Below are 25,630 nucleotides of genomic sequence, written 5' to 3'. Positions count from 1 at the left end.
TGCCTGCTGTGCCTGCTGAAGCGCGAACGCCTGCCCGACCCGGACGCCCGGGTGCACCCTGGGGAATGCACCGGTGTTGCCGGGTGGTGACCGGGTCGGGGTGGCGCATATCTACCTGACACCCGTCGCCCACTGGCACACCATCTGGCGCACCCTGGCGAACCCTGGCGAATAGTCGCCCGGCAACTCTCCCCGGGCTACTGTCAACTCAGCCGAGAACCTGGGGGCTTGACGTGAGCGGACAACCCAACACCCGCCTTTCGGACCTGTTCGGCCTGGCCGGCTGGTCCAAGGGCGAACTTGCGAGGCTGGTCAACCGGCAGGCGGCGGCCATGGGCCACCCCCAGCTGTCGACCGACACCTCGCGGGTACGGCGCTGGATCGACATGGGGGAGATCCCCCGCGATCCCGTGCCGAGGGTGCTGGCGGCCCTGTTCACCGAGCGACTCGGCCGTGTCGTGACCATTGAGGACCTCGGTCTGGTCCGGCACGGGCGTGCGGGGAAACGGCAGAGCGGCGGGAATGTGGAACATCCCGACGGTGTGCCGTGGGCGCCCGAGCGGACGGCCGCGGTCCTCACCGAATTCACGGGAATGGACCTCATGCTCAACCGACGCGGCTTGGTGGGCGCGGGTGCCGCGCTCGCCGCGGGATCAGCACTCAGCAGCGCCATGCACGACTGGCTGCACACCGACCCCACCCTGAAAGCCGACGCTCCCCGCTTCACCGATCCCCTGCACGCCGACCCCGCTGGGTTCGACCGCTACGAGGCCGCCCCCATCGGGTCGCAGGAGATCGAGGAACTGGAGCGCTCGGTCGAGGTGTTCCGCGCCTGGGACGCGGCCCGCGGAGGCGGGCTGCAACGCAAGGCGGTCGTGGGACAGCTCAACGAAGTGGGCGGCATCCTCGCCTACCGCCATCCCGAACACCTCCAACGGCGCCTGTGGGGCGTCGCCGCCAACCTCGCCGTCCTCGCGGGCTGGATGTCGCACGACGTCGGCCTGGAGCCCACGGCCCAGAAGTACTTCGTCATCGCCGCCCACGCGGCCCGTGAGGGCGGCGACCGGCCACGCGCCGGGGAGGCGCTCTCCCGAGCGGCTCGCCAGATGGTGCACCTGGGCCGGCCCGACGACGCGCTGGACCTGATGAAGCTCGCCCAGTCCGGCTCCGGCGCCGAGGTGCTGCCGCGGACCCGGGCGATGCTCTACACCATCGAGGCCTGGGCACAGGCCTCGATGGGCAAGGGCCAGGCGATGCGCCGCACGCTGGGACAGGCGGAGGACCTCTTCGTCTCCGACAAGGGGGACGTGCCTGCGCCGAGCTGGATGCAGACCTTCAAGGAGGAGGACCTGTACGGCATGCAGGCCCTGGCCTACCGCACACTGGCGGAGCACGAGCCGAACGCGGCCGTGCACGCCCAGCACTACGCGGAGAAGGCCCTGGCCCTGCGGGTCGACGGACGGCAGCGATCGAAGATCTTCGACTTCCTGTCCATGGCCTCCGCCTGCTTCATCGCCGACGACCCCGAACAGGCCGACCGGTACGCGCGCCTGGCCCTGGTGTCGATGGGCTCCAACTCCTCCCACCGCACCTGGGACCGGTTGCGGGAGATGTACCGGCTGACCGCGGAGTACTCCAGCTATCCGAAGATCCACGAGCTGCGGGAGGAGATCAGGGTGGCGCTGCCGAAGCCGGCGAAGGGCGGCAACACGGCACGGGCGTAAGGAACCCCTGGGCTGAAGTCCTTCTCCACAGGCGCCTGTATCTGTCTCAGGTATCTGTCTCAGGCCGTCACCCGGGCGACGAGCACACACGCGTCGTTCTCGCGCTCGGTCTCGCCGCACTCCTCCACGACCGTCCGCAGGCAGTCCTGCGCGGTGCGCGCCTCGTCGAACCGCGGCGCCAGGTCGAGGAGTCGGCTCATGGCCTCGGCACCGCTGTGCCCCGGCACCAGCCCGCCGGTGTGCAGGAGCAGCAGGTCGCCCGGCTCAAGGGCCACCTCGGCCTGCTCGTACGTGGCACCTGTCGTCGCGCCGAGCAGGACTCCGTCCGGTGCCTGCAGCGTGCGTCCCGTCCCGTCGCGGAACAGCAGCGGGGCGGGGTGTCCGGCCTGCGCCCAGGACAGGGTGCGGGTGTCGGGCCGGTAGCGGCAGCAGACGGCGCTGCCGAGGGCGGGCTGGACGGTGGCGTCCAGCAACTGGTTGAGCCAGCTCATCAGCTGCCCGGGCTCGGTGCCTGCCATCGCCATGCCGCGCAGCGCACCGAGCAGCATCGCCATGCCGGAGGTGGCGGCGACGCCGTGTCCGGTGAGGTCGCCGACGCTCAACAGGGTGGATCCGTCGGCCAGTTCGAGGGCGTCGTACCAGTCGCCGCCGATCAGGGCGCTGCTGGCCGAGGGCAGGTAGTGGGCCGCCAGGTCCAGTGTCTCGGGGCCCTGGTGCGGGAGCCGCAGGGAGCCGCGCCACGGCGGCAGCACGGATTCCTGCAGCTCGACCGCGAGCCGGTGCTCGGTCTGCGCCCGGTGCCGGTGGCGCTGGAGCGATTCACGGGTCTCGCTCACCGCGCGCTGACTGCGGCGCAGTTCGCTGACGTCCCGCAGCACGGCCCACATCGAGGCCGTGCTGCCGTCGGCGGCGAGCACGGGCTCGCCCATCATGTGCACGGTCCGCACGTCTCCTACCGGGCGGACGACACGGAACTCCCCGTCGATGGGCTTGGCGTCGATGAGGCAGTCGGTGACCATGGCCGTCAGCTTGGGCCGGTCCTCCTCGTGCACCAGGGACGGCAGTTCGTCGAGGGTGAGCGGGGGAGCGGCGGGGTCGCGGCCCAGGATCTCGTAGAGCTCGCCGGACCAACTGGCCTCGTCGGTCAGGAGGTTCCACTCCGCGCTGCCGACCCGGCTGAGCAGCGAGCCGTGCCGGGGAGCGGGCGGCACGGTCCGGGGCGGGGGTGCCGCCGGTGCGTCGGGCACGGGCGGCGGTCCCTCCCGCAACTGGGCCAAGTGGACGTCCAGGTCCTCCAGTTGGGTCAGGGCGAGGTCGCAGAGCGCGCGCTGCCAGCGCTCCTGCGGGTCCGCACCGTCGCTCTGTGTGTCCCGCCGCACCGCGTCCACGTCGCCCTTGAGGCGTCGCGCCTGCGATATGAGCGCCTCGACCGAGCCGCGTCCGGGTGGCTGGGCGGCTGGGCGGTCCGCAGAGAGATGGGACGGCATGACGCACTCCGGTGAAGGGGAACGGTACGACAAGGCTGACGGAGGGACCGTTACGACTGTTGCACAGCCCGCGACGGCCTGTAAGGGATTTGGCAACACACGATACGGTGGTGCTTCTGGCATATGCCACAGTCTTCACGGAGTGCTCTCACCGTAGGTCCCGCGTACAGCATCGGGTGGGTCAAGTCGTAGGCAGCGTACGTGATGTGACGGTGTGTCGGGTGGTCTGCGCCCGCAATCATTTCTGTGTTCGACGGCAGCGTGTTCTAGCCAGTGCGGCAGATGTGGATCGGGCCGTGCCAGGGCTCGCAGACCAGGGTCGGTTCCGGCGGGGCGGGAGTGGGGTCGACGGGGGTGGGCGGCGCCGGGGTTGGGGTGGGTGTGGGTGTGATCGCCGGGGGTGTCGGGGTCGGAGTCGGTGTGGGGGTCGGGGTCGGTGTGGGGGTCGGAGTCGGTGTCGGTGTGAGGGTCGGTGTGGGCGTGGGTGTCGGTTCGGCCTCCGCGGACATCGACTCGGGCGCCGGGGGAGCCGTGGGCGCCGCAGGGAGTGCCACCTCGACCTCCTCGGGCGTCGTTTCCGCTTCCTCGGGTGCCGCCTCCGTCGTCCCGGGTGCTGCCACCACCCCCTCGCGCGTCGCCCCCGCCGCAGCCCCCTTGGCGTCGCCCGGGGAGGCCGCGGCCCGCTCGGTGACCTCCTCGGGGGCCTCCGCCGACGAGCTCTGCGCGGTGACCGGCCGCTCCTCGGGCGGCGCCGGCGAGCCGCTGCCGCTGAGCGCGATCCCCGCCGCCAGCGCCGCACCCGCCGCCGTCGCGCCGATCGCGGTCAGTGCCGCGCCGGGCGCCTTCGCGCCGGCGGTCACGGCGTGCCGTACGCAGTCGAGCAGACCGCTGCCGCCGTGCGTGGCGGAGGCGGCGCCCGCCGCACCCGCGGCCAGGGGGACCAGGAACTTGCCGGTGCCGCCCACGGCGAACACGAGCAGGGCCGGACCCGTGAACGCGGGCAGCCGCTCGTTGGCGCGCATCAGTACCGCGAGCCGGGCCCGGCAGTCCGCGCAGTCGTCGAGATGGGCGAGGAGCCGCCCGGACTGCCGGGGGGTGGCGGCCTCGCGGACGTAGGCGGGCATCCGGTCCCAGTGCGCCGCGCAGGCCGGGTCGTCCGGCAGTCCGGGGTGCGCCCGCAGAAACGCCTGCCGCATGCCCTCGCGGGCCCGGTGCAGCAGTACGGCGGTGGCGCCGCGTCCGGTGCCGAGGCGGCGGCCGATGTCGTCCAGGGGGCGCCCCTCGGCCTCCGCGAGCCAAAGAGCCTGCACCCAGCGCCGCGGCAACCGGCCCAGGACGCGGACGAGGAGGTCGACCGAGGACATCCGCTCGGCGGGGTCGTTGTCCGAGGCGCCCACCTCGACCCGCTCGGCGACCCAGGGGTCCTGCGGGGTCTCCCTGGCCGACGCGGCGCCGACCGCGGCGGCGAGGTGCCGGACGGTCGTCGTCAGGTACGCCGGTACGTTCTCGACCTCGTGCCCGGCGGACAGTCGCCGCCAGACCCGGAAGTGTGCCTCGGCCACCAGGTCCTCGGCGACCCACAGGTCACCGGTCAGCGAGCGGGCGTAGGCGACCAGCCGGGACTGCTCCTCCTCGTAGACGCGGGTGTAGGCGGCGATGGCGGACTCGGGCGGCGCCGGTGCGGGCGTCGCGGCGGGGCCGTCGGTCATGGCAGGAACTCTCCCGTCCCCCGTGATGGGTTCGGACAAGTTCGTAACCCTAAATGACAAATGACCGATTCGAGAGTGACGCAGGTCACGTCAATCAATTGAGGCTTGGGCGTAATGCGAGCGGCACCTGCGAGGTCGTAAAGACACACCGGTCATCCGGCCGGCCTCTCACTCGCAGTGGAGAACAGCCATGGACGTGACCCTGCAGCAGCCCGCCCGTGCCCGTCTGATCACCGCCGACGAACAGGAACTGCCCGCCTCCGCGACGCTCCGTTACACCTCGGCCGACCCGCTGGCCGTGCACATCGACTTCCCGCCCGAGATCTCGCTCGACGGAGAGGGCGTGACCTGGACGTTCGCCCGGAGTCTGCTGGCGGACGGGCTGCACGGTCCCACCGGGGGCGGGGACGTGCACATCTGGCCGTGCGGACGTGCTCGAACGGTCCTGGAGCTGCACTCGCCCTATGGCCTGGCGCTGCTCCAGTTCGACACCTCGGCCCTGGAGCGCTTCGTGCTGCGCACGTACGCCGTAGTCGCCGCCGGACAGGAGGACGTCGGAGCGGCCGTCGAGGAAGGGCTCAGCGCACTCTTCGGGAGCGTCTGACGGTGACGGCCGCCCCGCGGGCTCAGTACCGCAGCACGCCGGCGATGCCGCTCGCGTCGCCCAGGGCGCCGTCCGGTACGAAGCGGACGTCGGCCCCCGTCTCCAGGCACTGCTCGACGATCTCGTCCACGATGTCCTCGCGGGCGTCGAGATCGCCGCTCTCGGCCGGGACCAGATGGCCGCCGGATTCGTTGCGCACGGTGACGCGGTAGTTCTCCTCGACGGCCAGCAGCCGCACCCGGCCCTCGCGGGCGTTCTGCCAGACCTCGTCGACGCCGGCCGCGTACGCCCGGCGGCCGCGGGCCGACTCCAGCTCCCGGGCCACCGTTTCGGTGGTCCTGCGGGCGTCGGCCGCGACCATCGGGCGCACCGCCTGCCACACGGCGTCCGGGGTGGCGTGCGTCAGGCCGCCGTGCCGGACGTGGACGGCGTCCTTGGTCACGCTGCCGACCTCGTCGAGCAGGGACAGTGCCGCCGTCTCGCCGGTGACGTACAGCGGGCGGGGATCGTCGCGCAGCAGCTTGCTGATCGCGGCGTCCGCGTCGCGCAGGAAGTGCCGGGTGCTCTCGTCGCGGAAGGTGCTGGGCAGATCGCCGATCCGCTCCTGGCGCTCCGCGTCGAAGTTGTCGTGACTGCGGGTGAGCGGGAAGCCGCCCGCGCGTTCCTCGGTGACGCGGTCCGCGCCGCCGTTCCACAGCGTGACACGGTCGGCGGAGACGGACAGCACCCAGAAGGGCCGCTCGGCGGCCTGTGCCGAGACGAGGTTGCGGGTGAGGAAGGTGTCGGAGAGCACCACGCGTTCGGGCACGGGCCGGGCCAGTGACCACACCTGGTGCTCACCCGGCGCGGCGAAGATGACCAGCCCGTCCTCGGCGTGCGTGAGATCGACCTCGGCGAGGGCCTGGTCGAGCTGCCGGGCCACGTCCACCCGGCGGTCACGGCTGACCGAGGGATCCGCCTCCAACTGCTTCTTGGCCTCGGCCACCACGTTGCGCAGCCGGACCGGGTCCTGGGCGTTCTCGGGCTCCCGGCGATGCGTCGGCGTCAGCACGGACACCGCGGGATACGGGCGCGGTCGGCGCAACTCGGTCAATGCGGTGGGACTCAGTGCGTGCTCCATGACAGCACGATAGGACCGTTTCGCCGATCGGGCATGAGGGGGCAAAACGATCCAGCGCCACGGTCGCCGCCGCGGGGCGAACACAGCGGCTGACCTACGGCGACCGGACCCCGGGTCAGTATCCGACGGCTTCGCGCAGGAGCAGCACCGTGTCCCGTCCCGGGTGGGGTTCGGCGTGGAGAACGAGCAGCCGGTTGACGGCGCCGGGCATGCCGTAGGCAGCCTGGGCGCGGGTGTTTTCCAGCGGGAGGGCGTGCTCCTCGACCCGGCGCAGGGCCGCGCGTAGGTCGGGCACCACCTTCTGGGCGCCGACGACCCAGACCGCGCGGGCCGCGCCGCCCGCGGTGGCGGGCAGTTGGCTGCCGCTGCCCGAGGCGAGGACGAGCGAGCCGGTCTCGGTGACCGCGGCGACGCTGTGGACGACGAAGTCGGGCACGCCGACCAGCCTGCGGATCTCGTCGGCGCCTGTGGCCCGGCCGATGGCCAGGACGCGCGGCCTGACGGCGTCGTAGCGGCCGCTGGCGTTGATGTCCTCGTCGATGCCGGACGACCGGAGGGTCTCGCCGGCCCCGGTGAGCACGCCGGTGCCCTCGGGGACCAGCTCCTTGACGCGGGTACGCGCCGCTGCGGCATCGTCGAGGACCTCGGCGGCGAAGCCGTTGGCGCGCAACGCGGTGGCCACCCGCTCCAGTTGCTCGGCCGTTGCCGGCACGGAAAAGGGCGTGGCCGGAACCGTGACGTCCGTGCGTGGGGCGGTGCCCGCGAGGGGAGAGGTGCCGAGGTACCTGATCTCGTACACCCGCTCGGCGAACCGCCAGCCCACGTCCGTGCCACGAAGAAGTCCCACAGGCCCTGAAGCCGTTCGCCCCCGGTCCGGATACCTCCCGGCCGAACTGCTCGCCGGAGGCGTCGGGCATGCGCAGGGCGCCGTCCGGGGTGAACAGCGACGCCAGGCGGGGCCGGTCGCTCATCATGACCGCGTCGGTGAACTCGCCGCGCAGCGCCTCGATCTCGACGCGGTCCGCGATGGCCCGGAAGTCGTTCGTCGGAAGCCCCTCTCCCTCTCCCTCGTCGTCCTCGCCGGTACGACGGCACAGCCCCGCGGAAGGTGAGGCGGAGGGGGTGGGATCAGGCGGAGTCCGTACTCAGCCGGCGTCCGGACCGCACGAACTGCCGTTCGCCGGCAGGGAGCCGTACAGCAGGAACGCGTCGACCGTGCGGTGCACGCACTTCGAGGAGCCGTAGCCGGTGTGGCCCTCGTCGCGGTTGTCCAGGACCACCGCGGCGTCACCGAGCCGCTCGGCCGTCTGCACGGTCCACCGGTACGGCGTCGCCGGGTCGCCGCGGGTGCCCACCAGGAGCAGCTTGGGCGTCTTGACGTCCTTCACCTTCTCGCGGATGAAGTCGGTGCCCTTGGGGCGGCCGTAGCACATCAGGACCTCGGAGAGCCGGTAGCGGCCGAACACCGGGGACGCCCGCTCGTACTCGGCGCGCAGCCGGTCGAGGTCGCGGGTGATCTGCGCGGCGGTGGGACGGTCGGGGTCGTCCGCGCAGTTGATCGCCATCAGCGCCGCCGGGAGGTTGTCCGGCGGGACGTCCTCCTCGTCGACGAGGCCGCCGTCCGTCTCCGCCGCCCGGCCGGGCAGCCTGATGCCTCCGGAGGCCAGGCCCACGACACCGCGTGTGTCGCCGTCCTCGACCAGCGAGGCCAGGGCCCGTTGCAGGGACGGCCACAACTCCTCGCTGTACAGCGCCTGTCCGATGGAACCCACCAGATCCTGCCCGGTGAACAGCTCTCCGAAGTCGGTCGGTACCGGACTGTCGTCCAGCGACCGGACGAGCCGTACGACCTCCTCCCGTGCCGTGCGCGGATCCTGGCCGAACGGGCAGGCGATGTCCTTGGTGCACCAGGTGATGAAGTCGTCCAGCGCCCGCTGCTGGCCCTCGGCGCCCGCCACGCCCTGCTCGGTCAGCGGGTCGGTGAGGGTGTCCACGCCGTCCAGCGCCATCCGGCCCACCTTCTTGGGGAACTGGGCCGCGTACACCGCGCCGAGCCGCGTTCCGTAGGAGAAGCCCAGGTAGTTGAGCTTCTTGTCGCCCAGCGCCTCGCGCATCACGTCCATGTCCCGGGAGACGTTCACCGTGCCTATGTGCGGCAGGACCGGCCCCGAGTGCTTGGCGCACGCCGCCGCCGTCCTGCGGATCCCGTCGAGCACGGCCTGCGGATCGGCGTCGAGCCCGGTGCCGTCGTCCGCCGTCTCCTCGGCGCCGTCCCCGCAGCTGACCGGCGAGGACCTGCCGACGCCGCGGGGATCGAAGGTCACCACGTCGTAGCCGTTGGTCAGGCCCATGAAATCCTTGCCGCCGAAGGCGAGTTGGGCGACGCCCGCGCCGCCCGGACCGCCGAAGTTCAGCAGCACCGAGCCCCGGGACCTGCCCGTCGCGCGATAGCGGGCGAGGGCCAGGTCGAGCGTGCCCGCCTCGGGGTGGGCGTAGTCGAGGGGGACGGTGACCTTCCCGCACTGGAGATCCTCGGGCGTCTCGGCGCCCTCGCACTTCGTCCACGCCACCTTCTGGCGGTAGAACCGCGCCAGGCCGGGCCCGTCGCCGTCCGCCGCCACCGCCGGCAGCCCCGCGCCCAGCAGCGCGAGTCCGACGACCGCGGTGACCGTGCTGCGGCGCAGGGCCCGCCGCTTCGACAACTTGACCGGCATCGATGCCTCCAGGGATGCCCGAAACGGCACCTTCGCTCACGATAAGCGGTGCCCGCGGGCCGCGCCCGCGGACGGGCGGCGACCCGGGCGGTGCCGTACTCTGCGCCCCCCCGGGCGGCGGCCGTGATGGTTTTGCCACCAGTTCGATAACCATGCCGCTCGATGGGGTGAAAGGCCGATAAGCCATAACTCGGATGGTTCGCCTGCGTTTTACCCGGTGCGGGCGAGCGCCCGTGTCCATGTCTGGAAGGCAGGGAACCTATGAGACGGGTTACCCGAAACGGTGTGATCGCCGTCGCCGTCGCCGCCGCCTCCGGCGCGATGGCTGTGGCCATGCCCGCGCAGGCCGACTCCGCGGCGGACGGCACCGCGACCGGCTCGCCCGGTCCGGTCTCCGGCAACACCATCCAGCTTCCGGTGCACGTCCCGGTGAACGTGTGCGGGAACACCGTGAACGTGGTGGGGCTGCTCAATCCGGCCGCCGGCAACACCTGCGCCGCCGAGAGCACCGCCGATGACCGTGCCACGCCCGGCGGAGCTGCCGCCGAGAGCGGCGGAAAGGATTCACCAGGGGTGCTCTCCGGCAACGGCCTGCAGCTACCGGTCGATCTCCCGGTGAACGTCAGCGGCAACAGCGTGAACGTGGTCGGCATCGGCAACGCGGCCGTCGGCAACGACTCCGTGAACACCTCCGGCGACCGCCCCCCGCGCCCGGACCGACCCGACCGCCCGGACCGCCCCGCCGAGCCGGCCCCCAAGCCGCCCGCACCGCCCAGGGACCACCCCGGCCCCGGGCCCGCCCCCGAAGCCCCGCAGGGCCCCGACACCTCCCTCGCCCGTACGGGAGCGGACCACGCCCTCCCCGCCGCCGCGGGCGCCGCCGCCCTGATCCTCGGCGGCGCAGCCCTCCACCGGCGCTACCGCCCCCGGCCCATGCGCTGACCCGCCCCGAGACGGAAGGCCCCACCGGACACCCGACCGGCGGGGCCTCCGCCGTTCGGGCCTCTCGCCCCACCCCGCAGTCCCGTAACCCACCAGGGCCGGATCAGAGTCGCTACGGGTGACCGGCAACTCCCGGGCCGACGGCGCGAGGACACGTCCGATCCGCCCTCCGCTCACCGAACTCTTGACCCCGGAGACGGCCGCCCTGCTGGAAGGTCGGGTCCGGGCCGCCGTAAAGCCGTTGTCGTCCGGGTGGCGTGCTGCTGGAGTGTGCCCATGGATCTTGAGAAGGTACTCGCTCGGTACGCACGGTGGAGGGCTGGCGCGGACGCGGCATCTACCGGGCGCTCGTCGCACACCGCGCCCGTGCCGCCGCCGGGCACGGCTTCCCCTACCTCCAGGTCGACGCCTCCGACCAGAGCCGCCCGATCCTCGAACGCCTGGGCTTCGCCCCGCTGACCACGACGACGCCCTACGTGTACGTGCCCTAGCCGCCCCGAGGACGCCCCCGTCGCCCGGCGCGACAGCTCCCCGGGGCTGGAACGGCACACCGCGTCCGTGCGTACCAAGCCGCAACCCCCTTCGGAACCCCGGGACTCGAAGGAACCGCCCTCCGCTTCGGCCTGCTCTACGGCCCTGTTGGCGCCGACGCCCTGCCGGCCACGCTGCGCAAGCGGCAACTGCCCCTGCCCGACACCGGCATACAACACCGCCGACCGCACCGCGGCCCATGCCCCAAGCGCACACGAGCGTGACGTCGATTCCCCGGGTCTTTACGGCCAAGGCCGAACGGGAGACGGGAAACGGGAGACGGAGCCGGGCCGGACACCCGCCGACCCGGCCACGTGCGACGGACTCGCCGCCGTGGGCGCCGCACCGGCTCCGCAGACCCGCGCGCACCCAACCGGGGCCGTACGGACCGCAGTCGGAGGCCGTTCGGCCCACGTCGAGCGGTGGTGGCGACTGCGACTCTGATGATGTGGGGAGCCGCCAACCCCGGGGGACTGCCTCCCGTGCGACCGAACTCCGCTCGGGGGCGCACGGTGGAGGCGGCAGGCCCGCCGTACGCGAGGGGAGCTGCGTCGGCGGGCCTGAACCCCCCGGGGCGGGCGCGGCGTCAGAGATCGAGCTGATGCTCCACCGACCGGTGGGTGGGCCGGTAGCCGAGGGAGTCGTTGAGCGCGCGCATGGGCGCGTTGCTGTCCGCGGTGTCCGTGAGCAGCCCGGCGAGTTCCGGGTGCCGTTCGCGGGCCCGGACGATCGAGGCCGCCTTCATCCAGCGGGCCAGCCCGCGCCCGCGGTGCTCGGGCAGGACGGCGGTGCCGTAGTGCTGGGCGTCGCCCCGTCCGTCGCCGGGTACGACGAGTTCGGAGAACCCGACGACCGCGCCGTCCGCCTCCGCCACCACGGCGACGGTGTGCAGCAGTTCGCCGCGTGCCGCGACCGCCTTGGCCGCCGCGACCACCCGGCCCACGTCCCAGGTGACCGTTCCGTAGTCCGTGCCGTCCATCGGCATGTCGTCCATCGCGCGCCGCGAGTCGGCGTAGGACTGCGCGAGCGGTTCGGGCACGGTGCCGTCCCACTCGGTGAGCCGGTATCCGGGAACCGTCTGGTCGGCCAGCGCCTCCACGGTTGTGCGATCCGCCTCCGCCAGCGGCAGTCTGGCGTACGTCAGGGCCAGCACCGGGCGGAAGCCGCGGGCGGCGAGGAACAGGTCGGCGGGGGAGCCCTGTTCGGCCTGGGCGAGCACCGACCGCCGTCCCGCCGCGCGCGCCGCGGCCACGGCGGCCTCCAGCAGCCGGGTGCCGACTCCCCGCCGCCGCTCGGCGCCGTGCACCGCGATCTCCAGCTCGGCCAGATGCTCCTGCCCCTCCCGGGTGAACAGCCGCAGAAAGGCCGAACCGACCGGGGCGCCCTCCGCTCCCGAGGCCAGCCAGGCCAGACGGCGACTCGAAGCGCCGGGTTCGGGATCGGCGAGAGGGGTGACGATAAGGGTCAACGTGACTCCGTTGTGGTCGACTTCGGCGGGCGGCAGAGGTTAGCCGCGGACGCGAGCGAGCCGCAACGGAATTGGGGCGGGGGAGGGCGGCCACGCCGTCCCTCCCCCGGCGACGCCCGTCAGCGACGGCGTACCTTCACCCGGTCCAGCGCGGCCACACCCAGTGCGGCGAGACCGATCTGGAAGAGCCACTCGACCCAGTCGACACCGTCGGTGTCGGCCACGCCGAACGCCGCCGCGATCGCCGAACCGATCAGTGCCGCGATGATGCCGACGACAATGGTCCACAGGACCCCGATGCGCTGACGGCCCGGAACGACGAGCCGACCCAGTACACCGATGATGATGCCGATCAAAATGGCACTGATGATGCCAGAGATCTCCATCTCCGCCTCCGCCCTTTCTTCTCAGATCCTCCGCACTCCTGCCGAGTGCCCCCTGACGCCTCGGACAGTCGACTCTGCTTCAATGCGGCGCTACGACAGTTCTCGCACGGGAGCCACGACGCAGGAGCACGCCCTCGGCGGCGGGTCCGTCAGCGAAGTGGTGCGGCTGGCCGGGGGTGCCGCGCTTCCTCGGGACCGACGAGCGGGGGCGGGACGTGCTCGACCACGTCGAGGGGCGGGCGGCGGTGAGCCAGGAGGACAGGGCAGCGGCCCGCACGGACGCGGCGCTGGCGCACGTGGCCCGGATGGTGCGGGAGTTCCACGACCTGACGCACAACTGCCCGCAGGCCGGTGGCCGGGACGTGGTTTGTCACAACGACCTCGCTCCGAATAACACCGTGTACACGGTGGCGGGCGGGGACTGACGGCCGACGGCGTTCATCGATGGGGATCTTGCCGCCCCCGGCGAGCACGTCGACGACGTGGCCCATGTGTGCTGGCAACGGGCCGCCCATGCGTGGGTGGCCGGCCACCGCCGGGAACTGGAGGGCGGCTGAGCGGGCGTGCGGGCGGCCGGTCCGTCGTGGGCGGACCGGCCGGGGCATGTTCCTTTCCGGGGGCTTGGGGAGTTCCTACGGCTTGGGGGTGCTCTTCGCTGCCGTACCGGCGCACATCAGGCCGAGGACCAGGGCCAGAGCGCCGATGACGATGTTGTTCCACACGACGCCGGCGTCCGGGCTCTCGCCGACGATCCACGGCGAGACGATCATCCACACACCCAGGGCGCACATGGCCCAGCTCAGGCCGTACATGCGTTCCGGAGCGCGGGTGAACCCGAGGGCCAGCAGGCCGATGGCGATGCCGATGATCAGGTTGTGCGGCACGAGTGCCGGCTGGCTGGTGGTGTAGTGGACCACCCACGGTGATACGGCACAGTACAGACCGAGCAGGAACACCGGTCCGTCCACGAGCGCCACATCACGACCGCCGAGCATGCGGGCGTACCGTTCCCGCATTTCGAATGCATCAGGGTGGCTGGAGATGTCACCCCTGGTGGGCGAGACGTTGGCCATGACTCGTCTCCTTTGACTCGCAGGCCTGACCGCGTCTGGTGCGGTATGCGGATAAGCGCCGCTTGTCTGTATTCTGCGCTTATTTCGCCTTTATGTGTAGAGGTCAGGGCGTTTTGAGGGGAGACGGGACCCCCGGAGAGCACCGACCCTCTCCGGGGGTCCTTCAGGGAGTCGGGGGCCTCCCTGCGGGGGAGCGGTCCGGTACACCGGACGCGCCTCATGTGGTTCGGCGTCCGGGGCGGTCTCGGATGCAGGGTGCCGCGTTCATTGTGGGAAGCCTCCGGTGTGCGCTCATGGCGACAGGATCCTCACGTGTGACGCGAACCCCGGACTGCCCCGGGCACACCATCGTGCGAGCGGCCCGGCGCTGCCCTCAACTCGCATCGATTCTGCGTCGTATAGTCGGCCCATGGACGCGTCTGAGCGGCAGGAGACCGGCCGCCCGCCCGAGGCCGGGCTCACGACGGGCGCGCTGGCCCGCAGGCTGGGGGTCTCGCCCACCACCCTGCGGTCCTGGGACCGCCGCTACGGCATCGGCCCGGCCGTTCGCGCCGACGGCCGCCACCGCCGGTGGACGCCGCGGGACGTGGCCGTGCTGGAGACGATGTGCCGCCTGACCTCCTCCGGGGTGCCGCCCGCCGAAGCGGCCCGGGTCGCCCAGGAGGCACCGTCCGGCGCCGCCCCGCCCGCGTGGGAGCATCCCGGGCGCTCCCGGGCGGCCGCCACGCTGCCGCTGGGCGATGTGCGCCAGGAGTGCCGGGGACTTGCGCGGGCCGCCGTACGGCTGGACGCCCCGGCGTTGGAGGAGCAGTTGGGCGCGGCCGTGCGGGCGCACGGTCTGGTGGTCGCCTGGCAGGAGGTGATGGTGCCGACCCTGCACGCGGTGGGCCGCAAGTGGGCCTCGTCCGGCGACCGTTACGTGGAGGTCGAGCATCTGCTGTCGTGGCATGTGTCGGGCGCGCTGCGCCGCCACAGCCGGCCCGCCGAGCCGCGGGTCGCCGGGACCGCCGGTCCCGTGATTCTCGCCTGCGTGCCCGGCGAACAGCACGCGCTGCCGATCGAGGCCCTCGACGCCGCCCTGGGCGAACGGCGGCTGCCCACCCGCATGTTCGGCGCGGCCGTCCCCGCGGAGGCGCTCACCGCCGCGGTCCGGCGCCTCGGTCCCGCGGCCGTGGTGCTGTGGGCCCAGGCCCGCTCCACGGCGAGCCTGCCGCTGGCCCGGCACGTCGCCGGGACGGAGTGGGGCCTGAAGGGCGCGCGCGGCAGGCCCGCCGTACTGCTCGGCGGGCCCGGCTGGGCCGGCCGGCCCGACCGCGGACTTCCGCGGCCCGCGTCCCTGAAGGACGCCCTGGACATGCTGGACGGGGTGTACACGGCCGCGTCCGAGGGCGTCACCTCTCCAGCCCGCGGCCCCGCCTGAACCGGGCGAGCCCGTCGGACAGTTCGACGATCGGGTCCGGGTAGTCGACGGCGGCACGGTCCAGGCCGGGCAGCTTCCACGGCTCGTGCACCGCGGGCCCGTCCACCTCCGCGAGCTCGGGCACCCAGCGCCGTACGTACTCACCCTCGGGGTCGTAACGCCGGGCCTGGGTGAGCGGGTTGAGCACCCGGTTGGGGCGGCTGTCGGTGCCCGTCCCGGCCATCCACTGCCAGTTGAGCTGGTTGTTGGCGACATCGCCGTCGACCAGCAGGTCGAGGAAGTGCCGGGCGCCCACCCGCCAGTCCACGTACAGCGTCTTGGTGAGGAAGCTCGCCGTCAGCAGCCGGGCACGGTTGTGCATCCAGCCCTCGTGGCGCAGCTGGCGCATCCCCGCGTCGACCACCGGATAGCCGGTACGGCCCTCCCGCCATGCCTCGACGTCCTCCTCGGCCGCGCGCCCCGACCGCCAACGGTCGTGCCGGGTGCGGTAGTCGGAGACGGCCGCGTCCTGGCGTACCGCCAGCACCTGCCGGTGGAAGTCGCGCCAGGCCAGCTGCCGTACGAACGCCTCGGCGCCCGGACCGCCCGCCGCGCGCGCCCGGTGGACCAGCTCGACGGGGGAGAGGGTGCCGAAGTGCAGATGCGGGGAGAGCCGGGAGGTGGCGTCGCCCGCGAGGTCGTCGTGGCGGTCCTCGTAGTGGGCGACGCCACTGCGCAGCCAGGCCGTCAGCCGTTTGCGGCCCTCCGTCTCGCCGCCCGCCGCCAGCCCCTCCGACACTCCGGCGATCCCCGCCCGGGAGGGCAGCCGCTCCGAACCGATCCCGTCGGGCACGCGCACCGTACGGGGCGCCGCCAGCGCGTCGCGCAACGGCTGCTGCGACCACCGGCGGAAGTACGGGGTGAAGACGGCGAAGTGGTCGGAGCCTGCCGGGGTCAGCGCACCGGGCGCGACGGCCGTCGTCACCGTGTCGTGGACGTGCAGTCGGCACCCCTCCGCCTCCAGGGCCCGCCGCAGCCGCGCCTCGCGCCGGTGGGCGTGGACGCTGACGTCGGCGGCCATGTGCACCTCGTCGGCGCCCGCCTCGGCGGCCACCCGGCACACCTCGTCGACGACATCGCCGTAGCGCACGACCAGTCGGCCGCCCCGGGCGCGCAGTCCCTCGTCCAGGTCCCGCAGGCAGTCGGCGAGGAACGCCAGCCGGTTGGGCGCGGCGAAACCGGCCGCGTCCACGGCCCGGTCGCGCACGAACAGCGGTACCACCTGCCGCGAGCCGTCTCCGGCCGCCCGCAGCGGCGGATGGTCGTGCAGCCGCAGGTCGGAGGTGAACAGGACGAGCGAGACGTTCATGACGTGGACTCCTGGGAGGGGGTACGGCCGGAGTGCTCCTCGGCCGCGGTCCTGGCGATGTTGCGGGCCATGCCCCCGAACACCAGCGCGTGGAAGGGGGAGACGCTCCACCAGTAGGCGTGGCCCAGCAGGCCGTGCGGATGGAACAGGGCCCGCTGGCGGTAACGGGTCGGGGCCGAGGCGCCGCTGTCGCCGTCCGTCTCGGCGTACATCTCCAGCCAGGCCAGCCCCGGCAGCCGCATCTCGGCCCGAAGCCGCAGCAGCCGTCCCGGTTCGATCTCCTCCACCCGCCAGAAGTCCAGCGAGTCGCCGACCCGCAGATGTGCCGCGTCCCGTCGGCCGCGGCGCAGGCCGACCCCGCCGACCAGCCGGTCCAGTCGGCCGCGTACCGCCCAGGCGAGCGGGAAGGAGTACCAGCCGTTCTCGCCGCCGACGCCCTCGATCACCCGCCACAGGGCGGCCCGCGAGGCCGGCACGGTCAGTTCCCGGCAGTCGGTGTAGAGGCTGCCGCCGGCCCAGTCGGGGTCGGTGGGCAGCGGATCGCTGGGGGCGCCCGGCACCGAGGCGTTCGACCACCGGGTCGTCACCTGCGCGTCCCGCACGCGCTGCAGGGCCAGCCGTACCGCGTCGTCGAAGCCGACCGGACCGCCCGGCGGATCGGGTACGTACCGCGCGATGTCGTGCTCGTGGCAGACCACCTCGTGGCGCAGCGACTCGGTCAGCGGCCGGGCGATGGACGCCGGCACCGGGGTCACCAGGCCGACCCAGTGGCTGGACAGACCGGGGGTGAGGACCGGGACGGGCACGATGATCCGCGGCGGCAGTCCAGCCACCGCGGCGTACCGCGTCATCATGTCGCGGTAGGTCAGGACGTCGGGACCGCCGATGTCGAACGCCCGGCTGACATCGCGCGGCATCCGCGCGCTGCCGACCAGGATGCGCAGGACGTCCCGCACGGCCACGGGCTGGATGCGGGTGCGCACCCAGCTCGGCGTGACCATCACCGGCAGGCGTTCGGTGAGGTGGCGCAGCATCTCGAACGAGGCCGACCCCGAGCCGATGATGACCGCGGCCCGCAGCACGGTGGCCGGCACACCGCAGTCCAGCAGGATGCGGCCCACTTCGGCCCGTGACCGCAGGTGGGGCGAGAGCTGCCGGTCGGGTACGTGCGCGGGGGTGAGCCCGCCGAGGTAGACGATGCGCCGGACGCCCGCGGCCCGGGCCTGCTCCCCGAAGATCCGGGCCGCCTCCCGGTCGGTCCGCTCGAAGCCGCTGCCCGTGCCCAGCGCGTGCACCAGGTAGTACGCGACGTTGATGCCCCGCATCGCCCCGGCCACCGACGCGGCGTCCGTCACGTCCCCGCGCACCACCTCGGCCCGGCCGGCCCACGGGTGGTCGCGCAGCCGGTCGGGCGAGCGGACGAGACAGCGCACCCGGTGGCCCGCCGCCAGCAGCTCCGGGACGAGCCTGCCGCCGATGTATCCGGTCGCACCGGTCACTAGGCAGTGCAGCCCCGGCCCGTGGTCGTCCCTGTCCATCGGTTCTCCGTTCACGATGTGGCGATGGCCTCCCCTGATCACTTCCACGGCGGTGGCCGTGTCGGACGCACCCGCGGCTTCTATAGGCTGATCACGTGGCCACAGCAGATGACCGGCAGGGGCGCGCGGCCGGGGAAGAGGCCGGCGCGGCGCCGCCCGCGAGCGACCTGCAGTCCTTCGCCGTGCACCTGCGGCGGATGAACGGCGAGATCAACCGGCTCGTCCACGGTTTCGCCGGGGAGCAGGGCCTGCACGCCACCGACGTCCAGGCCCTCGCGGCGATCCTGGACACCGAGGAGCCGATGACCCCCAAGCGGCTGCGCGAGCACCTGGGGCTCACCTCGGGCGCGGTGACGGCCTGCCTCGACCGGCTCGAACGCGCCGGGCACATCCGCCGCGTAAGGGAGAGCGCCGACCGCCGGGTGGTCCATCTGTACTACGCCTCCGACGCCAGGACCGCCGCCCGGACGTACTTCCGCCCGCTGGCCCGGGCGACGGAGGCGGCGCGGTCCCGGTTCACGGACGACGAACTGTCGGTGGCGCTGCGCTTCCTGGCCGCGATGAACGACGAACTCTCCGCGCTGCGGCCCACCGACGGCTGACGCGCCCGGTTCACCCGCGGTGCATCCGTGGGCCGCCCCACCGCAGAAGAGGCGGTGGCGAGGGGAAACCCCACCCCTCCTGATAACTCAATCATTGAGATTGTTTATGGTTGAGAGACAATGCCCGTGAACTCCCAGGCCGGAGCCGTCCACACCATGTTCACCACCCCGCGCCGCGCCCGAAGGCTCGTCGCCCCCGTCCTGCTGCTGCTCGCCTGGCTCGTCGTCGGGGGCGCCCTCGGCCCCTTCGCCGGCAGACTCGGCGAGGTCGCCACGAACGACCAGGCAGCCTTCCTTCCGCGCAGCGCCGAATCCACCGCCGTCATCGACGCGCAACGCGCCTTCCGGCAGCAGGAGACCCTGCCGGTGATCGTCGTCTGGACCGACGAGACCCGGGAAGGAGAAAGCACGGCAGACCGGCGACCGGCGGCCGACCGGGCCCTCGCCTCCCTCAAGGGCACGGACGGAGTGGCCGGGCAGGTGTCACCCGCCCTGCTCTCCGAGGACGGCGCCGCGCTGCAGGGCGTGGTCCCGCTCCGGCCCGACCTCGGCGACCGGCTCCCGGAGGTCCTCGACGCCGTCCGCACGGCCGCCGAACGCGTCCCCGCCACCACCGTCCACCTGGCCGGGCCCGCCGCCGGCCAGGCCGACCTGTCCGACGCCTTCGCCGGCATCGACGGACTGCTCCTCGCGGTCGCCCTGGTGACCGTCCTGGTGATCCTGCTGCTCGTCTACCGCAGTGTGCTGCTGCCGCTGCTGATCATCATCGGCGCGGTCCTCGCCCTCGCGCTGGCCTGCGCGGTCGTCTACGCGCTCGCCGACCACGACGTCGTACGGGTCGACGGCCAGGTCCAAGGAATCCTCTCCATCCTCGTCATCGGCGCCGCCACCGACTACGCCCTGCTGCTCACCGCCCGCTACCGCGAGGAACTGGCCCGGTCCGCGGACCGTTTCGCCGCCGCCCGGGCCGCCGTACGCCGGTCCTTCGGCGCCGTCGTGGCCAGCGCGGCCACCGTCGTCCTGGGCCTGCTCGCCCTGCTGCTGAGCGACCTGACCAACAACCGGGCGCTCGGACCGGTCGGCGCGATCGGCATCGTCTGTGCCGTGCTGACCTCGCTGACCTTCCTGCCGGCCGTACTGGCCCTGCTCGGCCGCGCCGCGTACTGGCCGGCCAGGCCCCGCCCCGCCGACGGCGCCGGCCGGGGCACCGGAGTGTGGCAGCGAGTGGCGGCGACGGTGGACCGGGCCCCGCGCAAGGTGTGGGCCTGCGCGCTGGCCGGCCTGCTCGCGTGCGCCGCCTTCGCCCTGACGTTCACCTCCAAGGGCGTCCCCCTCGACGAGACGTTCGTCAACGACGCCCCGTCCGTGGCCGCCCAGCGCACCCTCGCCGCCCACTTCCCCGGCGGCTCCGGCAACCCCACGGTGGTCGTCGCCGACGCGGACAGCCTGCAGCGGGTCCTGGCCACGGCCCGCGCCACCGACGGTGTGTCCTCGGCGGCGGGTACGACCGCGTCGGGCCGCCCCGGGGGCGAGCCGCTGGTCGTCGACGGCCGGGTCCGCATCGACGTCACGCTCGCCGACGCCGCCGACAGCGACGCGGCCAAGGACACCGTGGCACGGCTGCGCACCGCCCTGCACGCCCTGCCGGACGCGGACGCCCTCGTCGGCGGGTACACCGCCCAGCAGTACGACACCCTGCGCACGGCCGAACGGGACCGCGCCCTCATCGTCCCCGTCGTCCTCGTGCTCATCCTCGCCGTCCTGATCGTGCTGCTGAGGTCCTTGCTGATGCCGGTCCTGCTGGTGGCGACCGTGGCCCTGAACTTCCTCGCCACGCTGGGAGTTTCGGCACTGGTCTTCGAGCACGTCCTCGGCTTCACCGGCACCGATCCGTCCGTCCCCCTGTACGGCTTCGTGTTCCTGGTGGCCCTCGGCGTGGACTACAACATCTTCCTGATGTCCCGGGTGCGCGAGGAGTCCCTGCGGTACGGAGTGCGCCAGGGCGTCCTGCGCGGCCTCGTCACCACCGGCGGGGTCATCACCTCCGCGGGCGTCGTCCTCGCCGCGACCTTCGCCGCGCTCGGCGTGATCCCCCTGGCCTTCCTGGTGCAGATCGCCTTCATCGTGGCCTTCGGAGTCCTGCTGGACACGCTCGTGGTGCGCTCGCTGCTGGTCCCCGCGCTGGCCCTCGACCTCGGTCCCGTCGCCTGGTGGCCCGCCGCCCGCAATGACGCCGCGCCAGACATGCATCGGCCCGGGACGGGCAGCCGGGAGAACAGGAAGACCCACTGCCCGTAACCGATGTCGGAGGTGACAGTCGCCATGGGCGCGCAGGTGTTGGAACGGTTTCCGGCGGGTGCCCCGCGTGGATCGTGGCCTGCGGAGGAGTACGCGGCGGCGCGCCGCGCCGAAGGAATGCCCGTCCGGGTGGTCATGGATCTGGCGTCGGACGCCTTCCTGGTGGTCGTCGTCCACGGCGAGGACCGCTGACGCCAGGCCCTGGCCTTCCCTGGCGGCGAGGCACGCGACAGGGAAGGCAGGCGGCCCGTGGACGACCGGACGCGACCGGAACAGGCCGACGGTGAGGCCACGGAGATCCGTCGGTTCTGGACCGGGCTCGGTCTGCCCGGTCTGATCGACGTCCACACCCACTTCATGCCCGAGCGTGTCCTGCGCAAGGTCTGGGCCTACTTCGACACCGGCGGGCCGCTCGTCGGCGCTCGGCAGTGGCCGATCGCCTACCGCGGGCAGGAGGAGGAACGCACGTCCCTGCTGCGGGAGTTCGGCGTGCGGGCCTTCACCTCGATGGTCTACCCGCACAAGCCCGGCATGGCCAAGTGGCTGAACGGCTGGGCAACCGCGTTCGCCCGCGGCACTCCCGACTGCCTGCACACCGCCACGTTCTACCCCGATCCGGACGTCGAGACCTACGTCCGCGAGGCGCTCGAAGCGGGCGCCCGGGTCTTCAAGTCCCATGTGCAGGTGGGGGCGTACGATCCGGCCGACGAACGTCTCCAGCGGGTCTGGGGGATGCTGGCCGAGGCCCGCGTCCCCGTGGTGATCCACTGCGGCTCCGGGCCCGCGCCCGGCAAGTACACCGGCCCCGAGCCCGTCGCGCGCGTACTGGTCCGCCACCCGAAGCTGCGGCTGGTCGTCGCCCACATGGGCATGCCCGAGTACGAAGAGTTCCTCGACCTCGCCGAACGGTACGACCAAGTGCGGCTGGACACCACGATGGCGTTCACCGACTTCGGCGAGTCCTTCATGCCGTTCCCCAGGCGGGCGTTGCCCCGGTTCGCCGATCTCGGCGACCGCATCCTGTTCGGCTCCGACTTCCCCGACATCCCCTACCCCTACCTGCACCAGCTCCAGGCGCTGGAGCGGCTGGACCTCGGGCGGCCGTGGCTGCGGGCCGTGTGCCACGACAACGCGGCCGACCTGTTCAACCGGTGATTCGGGCGGCGGCGCCGCCCGAATCACCGGCCCGCGACCTCGACTACACGCTCAGCGCCTCCCGCACCGACCGCTCGGCCTCCTGCCCGCCCTCCCCGGACGACGTCACCCGGCCCGCCTCCAGGACGTAGTACCGCTGTGCCGCCCGCATGGCGAAACCGACGTGCTGCTCCACCAGCAGCACCGAAAGGCCGCCCCGGGCGGACAGCGCAAGGATCGTCTCCTCGATCTCGGCGACCACCGACGGCTGGATGCCCTCGGTCGGCTCGTCGAGCAGCAGCAGCCGGGGCTCGGTGACCAGGGCGCGGGCGATGGCCAACTGCTGGCGCTGACCGCCGGAGAGCAGCCCGGCGCGGCGGCCGGACAGGGCGCGCAGCGCCGGGAACAGGTCCAGGGCCTCGGCGACGGCCGCTCTCCCGCGCCTGCGGCCGTCCGCGACCAGCTGGAGGTTCTCCGCCGTCGTGAGGTGCGGGAACGACTGCTGTCCCTGCGGGACGTACGCCATCCCGCGCGCCACCCGCTCGTGCGGCTTGCGGCGCGTGATGTCCTCGCCGTCCAGCCGCACGGACCCGCCGGTCGGCGTGAGCAGCCCGACGGCGGCGCGCAGCAGGGTGCTCTTCCCGGCGCCGTTGTGCCCGAGCACCGCGGCGACACCGTCACGGGGCACCTCCACGGAGACCCCGTGCAGGACCGTGCTGCGGTGGTAGCCGACCCGGATGTCGTCGATCTCCAGCATTACGCCTCCTGCACAGCCACGTCGGCGGGGGTGGGCGCCGTATGGGCAGGCGCGTGCTCGGGGTCGGCGGGCGCGTGCCCCAGGTAGACCTCCTGGACCTTCGGATCCGCCTGTACGTCGGCGACCGAGCCCTCGCTGAGCACCCGGCCCGCGTGCAGCACGCTGACGCTGCGGGCGAAGGAGCGCATGAAGTCCATGTCGTGCTCGATCACGACGACCGTCCGCTCCTCGCTGATCCGCTCCAACAGCTCGCCGGTGGCCTGCCGTTCGTCGTGGCTCATCCCGGCGACCGGCTCGTCCAGGAGCAGCAGCCGTACGTCCTGCACGAGCAGCATGCCGATCTCCAGCCACTGCTTCTGGCCGTGCGCGAGCGTCCCGGCGGGGGAGTCGGCGAGTTCGGTCAGGCCGATCGTCTCCATCGCCTTCGCCACGGACTCCGGCACGTCCTTGCGGCGCCGCAGCATCGTCCACATGCTCCGGCCCGCGCCCGCCGCGATGTCCAGGTTCTGAAGGACCGTCAACTCCTCGAAGACGGTAGCCGTCTGGAACGTGCGGCCGATCCCGGACCGGGCGATCCGGTGCACGCTGCGCCCCAGCAGCTCGGTGCCGCCGAAGCGCACCGAGCCCTGCGCCCGCACCAGTCCGGTGACGGCGTCGACGAGGGTCGTCTTGCCCGCGCCGTTCGGTCCGATGAGGAACCGCAGGTCGCCCGGGTGCACATCGAGGTCGACCCCGTCGACGGCGGTGAACCCGTCGAAGGACACCCGCAGTTGCCGTATCTCAAGTCCGCTCATGCCGCTTCTCCCACCGGTACGACGGCCGCGGTGCGCTGTGCGGCCCGGCGCCGCCGGACGAAGCCCGCCAGGGAGGCCAGGCCCCCGGGCAGGAACGCCAGCGCCACGATGAACAGCAGGCCCTGGAAGTAGGTCCAGGCCGCCGGGAACTCCTCGGACAGGGCCGTCTTCGCCCAGGCCACGCCGATCGCGCCGAGCACCGCGCCGACCAGGCTGGCCCGGCCGCCGACCGCCGCGCCGATCACGAACTCGATGGACGGCACGATGCCGATCATCGCGGGCGAGATGATGCCGACGGCCGGCACGAACAGCGCGCCCGCAAGACCCGCCATCCCGGCCGCCACGACGTAGGCGACGAGCTTGACGTTGGCCGGGTCGTACCCGAGGAAGCGCACCCGCTCCTCCGAGTCCCGCACGGCGACCAGGAGTTCGCCGTAGCGGCTGTGGATCAGCTGGCGGGCGAGGGCCATCAGGGCGAGCAGACTGGCGGCGATGACGAAGTACACCATCCGCTGGTTGACGGGGTCGTTGAGGTCGTAGCCGAAGAAGCCCTGGATGTCGGTGAGTCCGTTGGTGCCGCCGGTCGTGGCCTGCTGGCCGATCAGCCAGATCGCGAAGGCCGCGGCGAGGGCCTGGCTGAGGATCGCGAAGTAGGCGCCCCTGACCCGGCGGCGGAAGATGAAGGCTCCCAGGATCGCGGCCACCGCCATCGGCAGCAGCACGGTCGCGGCGAGCGCGAACAGCGGGTTCTCGAACGGCCGCCACCACCAGGGGAGTTCGTCGGCGGTGCCGTACAGCGCCATGAAGTCGGGCAGGTTGCCGGGACCCGCGTCGGCGATCTTGAGGTGCATCGCCATGGCGTAGCCGCCGAGCCCGAAGAACACGCCCTGCCCGAGGGTGAGCAGCCCGCCGCGGCCCCAGGCCAGGCAGATGCCGACGGCGACCATGGCCGTGCACAGGTACTTGGCGAGCAGGCCCAGCCGGAAGTCCGACAGGGCGAGCGGGGCCAGCCCGAAGAGCAGGACGGCGGCCCCGGCGAAGCCGGCGGCGGCCCGCGCGGAGCGTCCCTTGAGAAGGTTCATACGAGGCTCCTGGTGCGCAGCGTGTACAGCCCCTGGGGCCGCCACTGGAGGAACGCGACGATGGCCACGAGGACCAGCACCTTGGCGACGCTGACGGTGGTGGAGTACTCCAGCACCGACTGCAGCACGCCCAGCACGAAGGCGACGATCACACTGCCCTTGAGCTGGCCGATGCCGCCGACCACGATCACCAGGAAGGCGTCGATGATGACGTTGGTGCCCATCGTGGGCCCGATCGGGCCGACCAGGGTGAGCGCGACGCCGGCGACGCCCGCGAGTCCGGAGCCGATGAAGAACGCGGTCCGGTCCACGCGGGAGGTGGAGATCCCGGAGACCTCCGCCAGGTCCCGGTTCTGCACCACGGCCCGGATCCGGCGGCCCAGCGGGGTGAGCCGCAGCGTCAGCGACAGCGCCACCACGGCGGCGATGGCGAGCCCCAGGATGAACAGCCGGCTGTTGGCGAAGGTGAGCGGGTCGTCGCCGCCGATGACCGTGATGTTCCCGGTGAGCACCTCGGGCGCGCGAGTCTGCACATTCGGTGCGCCGAAAATGTCACGGGCGAGTTGCTGGAGCATCAGGGAGACGCCCCAGGTGACGAGAAGCGTGTCGAGTGGCCGCAGATACAGTCGCCGTATCAGCAGCCATTCCAGCAGGGCGCCGAGTGCGCCCGAGACGAGAAATGCGACGGGAAGTGCCACCAGAAGTGAAATTCCGGCGCCGGAAATGGACTTCTGCAGGACGTACGTGGTGTAGGCGCCCGCCATGATGAACTCGCCGTGGGCCATGTTGATGACGTTCATCTGGCCGAAGGTGAGCGAGAGGCCGAGCGCGATGAGCAGCAGGACGGCACCGATGCTGATGCCGGTGAAGGTCTGACCGAGGATCACGGTCATACGGCG

The 25,630-nt window shown here is 72.6% G+C and carries 23 protein-coding genes and 1 pseudogene; 10 read left to right on the top strand and 14 right to left on the bottom strand.

Annotation, left to right across the window (positions count from 1 at the left end; all coding sequences use genetic code 11):
* Positions 1 to 233 precede the first annotated feature (233 nt).
* Positions 234 to 1,724 carry a hypothetical protein gene (locus tag ICC28_RS30510; RefSeq protein ID WP_188291984.1) on the top strand — a complete coding sequence of 497 codons (1,491 nt, stop codon included), beginning with the start codon at positions 234 to 236 and terminating at the stop codon, positions 1,722 to 1,724.
* A gap of 59 nt (positions 1,725 to 1,783) precedes the next feature.
* On the opposite strand, the gene ICC28_RS30505 is transcribed toward ICC28_RS30510, so the two are convergent.
* Positions 1,784 to 3,211: a PP2C family protein-serine/threonine phosphatase gene (locus tag ICC28_RS30505; protein ID WP_188291983.1), complete on the bottom strand. Its 1,428-nt coding sequence runs from the start codon at positions 3,209 to 3,211 to the stop codon at positions 1,784 to 1,786.
* 266 nt (positions 3,212 to 3,477) lie between these two features.
* Positions 3,478 to 4,920, bottom strand: a complete 1,443-nt coding sequence (locus ICC28_RS41175) for a sigma factor (RefSeq protein WP_188291982.1) — start codon at positions 4,918 to 4,920, stop codon at positions 3,478 to 3,480.
* 190 nt (positions 4,921 to 5,110) lie between these two features.
* Here ICC28_RS41175 and ICC28_RS30495 point away from each other — a divergent pair, with 190 nt between their 5' ends.
* Positions 5,111 to 5,524 carry an SsgA family sporulation/cell division regulator gene (locus ICC28_RS30495; protein WP_188291981.1) on the top strand — a complete coding sequence of 138 codons (414 nt, stop codon included), beginning with the start codon at positions 5,111 to 5,113 and terminating at the stop codon, positions 5,522 to 5,524.
* Between the two features lie 22 nt (positions 5,525 to 5,546).
* Here the strand turns inward: ICC28_RS30495 and ICC28_RS30490 are convergent, their stop codons facing one another.
* The 3 genes from ICC28_RS30490 to ICC28_RS30475 all read right to left on the bottom strand — a co-directional run bounded on the left by ICC28_RS30490 (position 5,547) and on the right by ICC28_RS30475 (position 9,358).
* On the bottom strand, positions 5,547 to 6,644 hold the full coding sequence (locus ICC28_RS30490) for a chemotaxis protein (protein ID WP_188291980.1): 1,098 nt from the start codon (positions 6,642 to 6,644) through the stop codon (positions 5,547 to 5,549).
* Positions 6,645 to 6,759: 115 nt separating this feature from the next.
* Positions 6,760 to 7,491, bottom strand: coding sequence for an LUD domain-containing protein (locus tag ICC28_RS30485; protein WP_317454127.1), 732 nt, complete (start codon positions 7,489 to 7,491; stop codon positions 6,760 to 6,762).
* A gap of 298 nt (positions 7,492 to 7,789) precedes the next feature.
* Positions 7,790 to 9,358 (bottom strand): alpha/beta hydrolase, encoded by a 1,569-nt coding sequence (locus ICC28_RS30475; RefSeq protein WP_188291979.1) that lies wholly within the window; start codon positions 9,356 to 9,358, stop codon positions 7,790 to 7,792.
* A 261-nt stretch (positions 9,359 to 9,619) separates the two neighbouring features.
* On the opposite strand from ICC28_RS30475, the gene ICC28_RS30470 reads away from it, so the two are divergent.
* Together ICC28_RS30470 and ICC28_RS30465 are read left to right on the top strand one after the other, a co-directional pair.
* Entirely contained in the window at positions 9,620 to 10,300 is a 681-nt protein-coding gene (locus ICC28_RS30470) for a chaplin (protein ID WP_188291978.1), read from the top strand.
* Positions 10,301 to 10,608: 308 nt separating this feature from the next.
* Positions 10,609 to 10,791 (top strand): annotated as a pseudogene (locus tag ICC28_RS30465) (GNAT family N-acetyltransferase); the annotation flags it as partial.
* Between the two features lie 626 nt (positions 10,792 to 11,417).
* Here ICC28_RS30465 and ICC28_RS30460 read toward each other — a convergent pair.
* Both ICC28_RS30460 and ICC28_RS30455 read right to left on the bottom strand, forming a co-directional pair.
* Positions 11,418 to 12,299 (bottom strand): GNAT family N-acetyltransferase, encoded by an 882-nt coding sequence (locus ICC28_RS30460; protein ID WP_188291977.1) that lies wholly within the window; start codon positions 12,297 to 12,299, stop codon positions 11,418 to 11,420.
* A gap of 119 nt (positions 12,300 to 12,418) precedes the next feature.
* A complete protein-coding gene (locus tag ICC28_RS30455; protein WP_188291976.1) occupies positions 12,419 to 12,685 on the bottom strand; it encodes a GlsB/YeaQ/YmgE family stress response membrane protein in 267 nt (88 codons plus the stop codon).
* A 176-nt stretch (positions 12,686 to 12,861) separates the two neighbouring features.
* Between ICC28_RS30455 and ICC28_RS30450 the strand changes: the two genes are divergently transcribed.
* Positions 12,862 to 13,110: a hypothetical protein gene (locus tag ICC28_RS30450; protein ID WP_188291975.1), complete on the top strand. Its 249-nt coding sequence runs from the start codon at positions 12,862 to 12,864 to the stop codon at positions 13,108 to 13,110.
* Positions 13,111 to 13,317: 207 nt separating this feature from the next.
* On the opposite strand, the gene ICC28_RS30445 is transcribed toward ICC28_RS30450, so the two are convergent.
* Positions 13,318 to 13,758: an SPW repeat protein gene (locus ICC28_RS30445; protein WP_188291974.1), complete on the bottom strand. Its 441-nt coding sequence runs from the start codon at positions 13,756 to 13,758 to the stop codon at positions 13,318 to 13,320.
* A gap of 409 nt (positions 13,759 to 14,167) precedes the next feature.
* Between ICC28_RS30445 and ICC28_RS30440 the strand changes: the two genes are divergently transcribed.
* On the top strand, positions 14,168 to 15,178 hold the full coding sequence (locus tag ICC28_RS30440; protein WP_188291973.1) for a MerR family transcriptional regulator: 1,011 nt from the start codon (positions 14,168 to 14,170) through the stop codon (positions 15,176 to 15,178).
* On the opposite strand, the gene ICC28_RS30435 is transcribed toward ICC28_RS30440, so the two are convergent.
* Positions 15,150 to 16,526, bottom strand: coding sequence for a cryptochrome/photolyase family protein (locus ICC28_RS30435; protein WP_188291972.1), 1,377 nt, complete (start codon positions 16,524 to 16,526; stop codon positions 15,150 to 15,152). The genes ICC28_RS30440 and ICC28_RS30435 overlap by 29 nt on opposite strands.
* Positions 16,523 to 18,064 carry an SDR family oxidoreductase gene (locus ICC28_RS30430; protein ID WP_188291971.1) on the bottom strand — a complete coding sequence of 514 codons (1,542 nt, stop codon included), beginning with the start codon at positions 18,062 to 18,064 and terminating at the stop codon, positions 16,523 to 16,525. The genes ICC28_RS30435 and ICC28_RS30430 overlap by 4 nt, the downstream gene beginning before the upstream one ends.
* A gap of 95 nt (positions 18,065 to 18,159) precedes the next feature.
* On the opposite strand from ICC28_RS30430, the gene ICC28_RS30425 reads away from it, so the two are divergent.
* The 4 genes from ICC28_RS30425 to ICC28_RS30410 all read left to right on the top strand — a co-directional run bounded on the left by ICC28_RS30425 (position 18,160) and on the right by ICC28_RS30410 (position 22,119).
* Entirely contained in the window at positions 18,160 to 18,666 is a 507-nt protein-coding gene (locus ICC28_RS30425) for a MarR family winged helix-turn-helix transcriptional regulator (protein ID WP_188291970.1), read from the top strand.
* Positions 18,667 to 18,822: 156 nt separating this feature from the next.
* Positions 18,823 to 20,964: an MMPL family transporter gene (locus ICC28_RS30420; protein WP_188292036.1), complete on the top strand. Its 2,142-nt coding sequence runs from the start codon at positions 18,823 to 18,825 to the stop codon at positions 20,962 to 20,964.
* Positions 20,965 to 20,967: 3 nt separating this feature from the next.
* Entirely contained in the window at positions 20,968 to 21,156 is a 189-nt protein-coding gene (locus ICC28_RS30415) for a hypothetical protein (protein WP_188291969.1), read from the top strand.
* A gap of 57 nt (positions 21,157 to 21,213) precedes the next feature.
* Complete coding sequence (locus ICC28_RS30410; RefSeq protein ID WP_188291968.1) at positions 21,214 to 22,119, top strand: amidohydrolase family protein; 906 nt, start codon at positions 21,214 to 21,216, stop codon at positions 22,117 to 22,119.
* A gap of 43 nt (positions 22,120 to 22,162) precedes the next feature.
* Here ICC28_RS30410 and urtE read toward each other — a convergent pair whose 3' ends face one another.
* The 4 genes from urtE to urtB are packed head-to-tail and all read right to left on the bottom strand — an operon-like array spanning position 22,163 to position 25,624.
* The gene (gene urtE, locus ICC28_RS30405; RefSeq protein ID WP_188291967.1) at positions 22,163 to 22,855 is read right to left on the bottom strand and encodes an urea ABC transporter ATP-binding subunit UrtE; all 693 of its coding nucleotides are present in this window, start codon (positions 22,853 to 22,855) and stop codon (positions 22,163 to 22,165) included.
* Positions 22,855 to 23,649, bottom strand: a complete 795-nt coding sequence (gene urtD, locus ICC28_RS30400; protein WP_188291966.1) for an urea ABC transporter ATP-binding protein UrtD — start codon at positions 23,647 to 23,649, stop codon at positions 22,855 to 22,857. The genes urtE and urtD overlap by 1 nt, the downstream gene beginning before the upstream one ends.
* Positions 23,646 to 24,731 carry an urea ABC transporter permease subunit UrtC gene (gene urtC, locus ICC28_RS30395; RefSeq protein WP_188291965.1) on the bottom strand — a complete coding sequence of 362 codons (1,086 nt, stop codon included), beginning with the start codon at positions 24,729 to 24,731 and terminating at the stop codon, positions 23,646 to 23,648. Before urtC ends, urtD begins: the two co-directional genes overlap by 4 nt.
* Positions 24,728 to 25,624: an urea ABC transporter permease subunit UrtB gene (urtB, locus tag ICC28_RS30390; protein ID WP_188291964.1), complete on the bottom strand. Its 897-nt coding sequence runs from the start codon at positions 25,622 to 25,624 to the stop codon at positions 24,728 to 24,730. The genes urtC and urtB overlap by 4 nt, the downstream gene beginning before the upstream one ends.
* Between the last annotated feature and the right edge of the window lie 6 nt (positions 25,625 to 25,630).

It is taken from the genome of Streptomyces sp. TRM68416, assembly GCF_014596915.1.
Lineage (GTDB): Bacteria > Actinomycetota > Actinomycetes > Streptomycetales > Streptomycetaceae > Streptomyces.
The sequence above is the reverse complement of the archived record's forward strand: the minus strand, read 5'-3'. Positions and strand labels throughout refer to the sequence as shown.

Excerpts from the sequence above, each read along its gene's own strand:
- ICC28_RS30505 (WP_188291983.1), bottom strand. The coding sequence starts at position 3,211 with ATGCCGTCCCATCTCTCTGCGGACCGCCCAGCCGCCCAGCCACCCGGA.
- ICC28_RS41175 (WP_188291982.1), bottom strand. The coding sequence starts at position 4,920 with ATGACCGACGGCCCCGCCGCGACGCCCGCACCGGCGCCGCCCGAGTCC.
- ICC28_RS30495 (WP_188291981.1), top strand. The coding sequence starts at position 5,111 with ATGGACGTGACCCTGCAGCAGCCCGCCCGTGCCCGTCTGATCACCGCC.
- ICC28_RS30490 (WP_188291980.1), bottom strand. The coding sequence starts at position 6,644 with ATGGAGCACGCACTGAGTCCCACCGCATTGACCGAGTTGCGCCGACCG.
- ICC28_RS30475 (WP_188291979.1), bottom strand. The coding sequence starts at position 9,358 with ATGCCGGTCAAGTTGTCGAAGCGGCGGGCCCTGCGCCGCAGCACGGTC.
- ICC28_RS30470 (WP_188291978.1), top strand. The coding sequence starts at position 9,620 with ATGAGACGGGTTACCCGAAACGGTGTGATCGCCGTCGCCGTCGCCGCC.
- ICC28_RS30455 (WP_188291976.1), bottom strand. The coding sequence starts at position 12,685 with ATGGAGATCTCTGGCATCATCAGTGCCATTTTGATCGGCATCATCATC.
- ICC28_RS30445 (WP_188291974.1), bottom strand. The coding sequence starts at position 13,758 with ATGGCCAACGTCTCGCCCACCAGGGGTGACATCTCCAGCCACCCTGAT.
- ICC28_RS30440 (WP_188291973.1), top strand. The coding sequence starts at position 14,168 with ATGGACGCGTCTGAGCGGCAGGAGACCGGCCGCCCGCCCGAGGCCGGG.
- ICC28_RS30435 (WP_188291972.1), bottom strand. The coding sequence starts at position 16,526 with ATGAACGTCTCGCTCGTCCTGTTCACCTCCGACCTGCGGCTGCACGAC.
- ICC28_RS30430 (WP_188291971.1), bottom strand. The coding sequence starts at position 18,064 with ATGGACAGGGACGACCACGGGCCGGGGCTGCACTGCCTAGTGACCGGT.
- ICC28_RS30420 (WP_188292036.1), top strand. The coding sequence starts at position 18,823 with ATGTTCACCACCCCGCGCCGCGCCCGAAGGCTCGTCGCCCCCGTCCTG.
- ICC28_RS30415 (WP_188291969.1), top strand. The coding sequence starts at position 20,968 with ATGTCGGAGGTGACAGTCGCCATGGGCGCGCAGGTGTTGGAACGGTTT.
- urtE (WP_188291967.1), bottom strand. The coding sequence starts at position 22,855 with ATGCTGGAGATCGACGACATCCGGGTCGGCTACCACCGCAGCACGGTC.
- urtD (WP_188291966.1), bottom strand. The coding sequence starts at position 23,649 with ATGAGCGGACTTGAGATACGGCAACTGCGGGTGTCCTTCGACGGGTTC.
- urtC (WP_188291965.1), bottom strand. The coding sequence starts at position 24,731 with ATGAACCTTCTCAAGGGACGCTCCGCGCGGGCCGCCGCCGGCTTCGCC.
- urtB (WP_188291964.1), bottom strand. The coding sequence starts at position 25,624 with ATGACCGTGATCCTCGGTCAGACCTTCACCGGCATCAGCATCGGTGCC.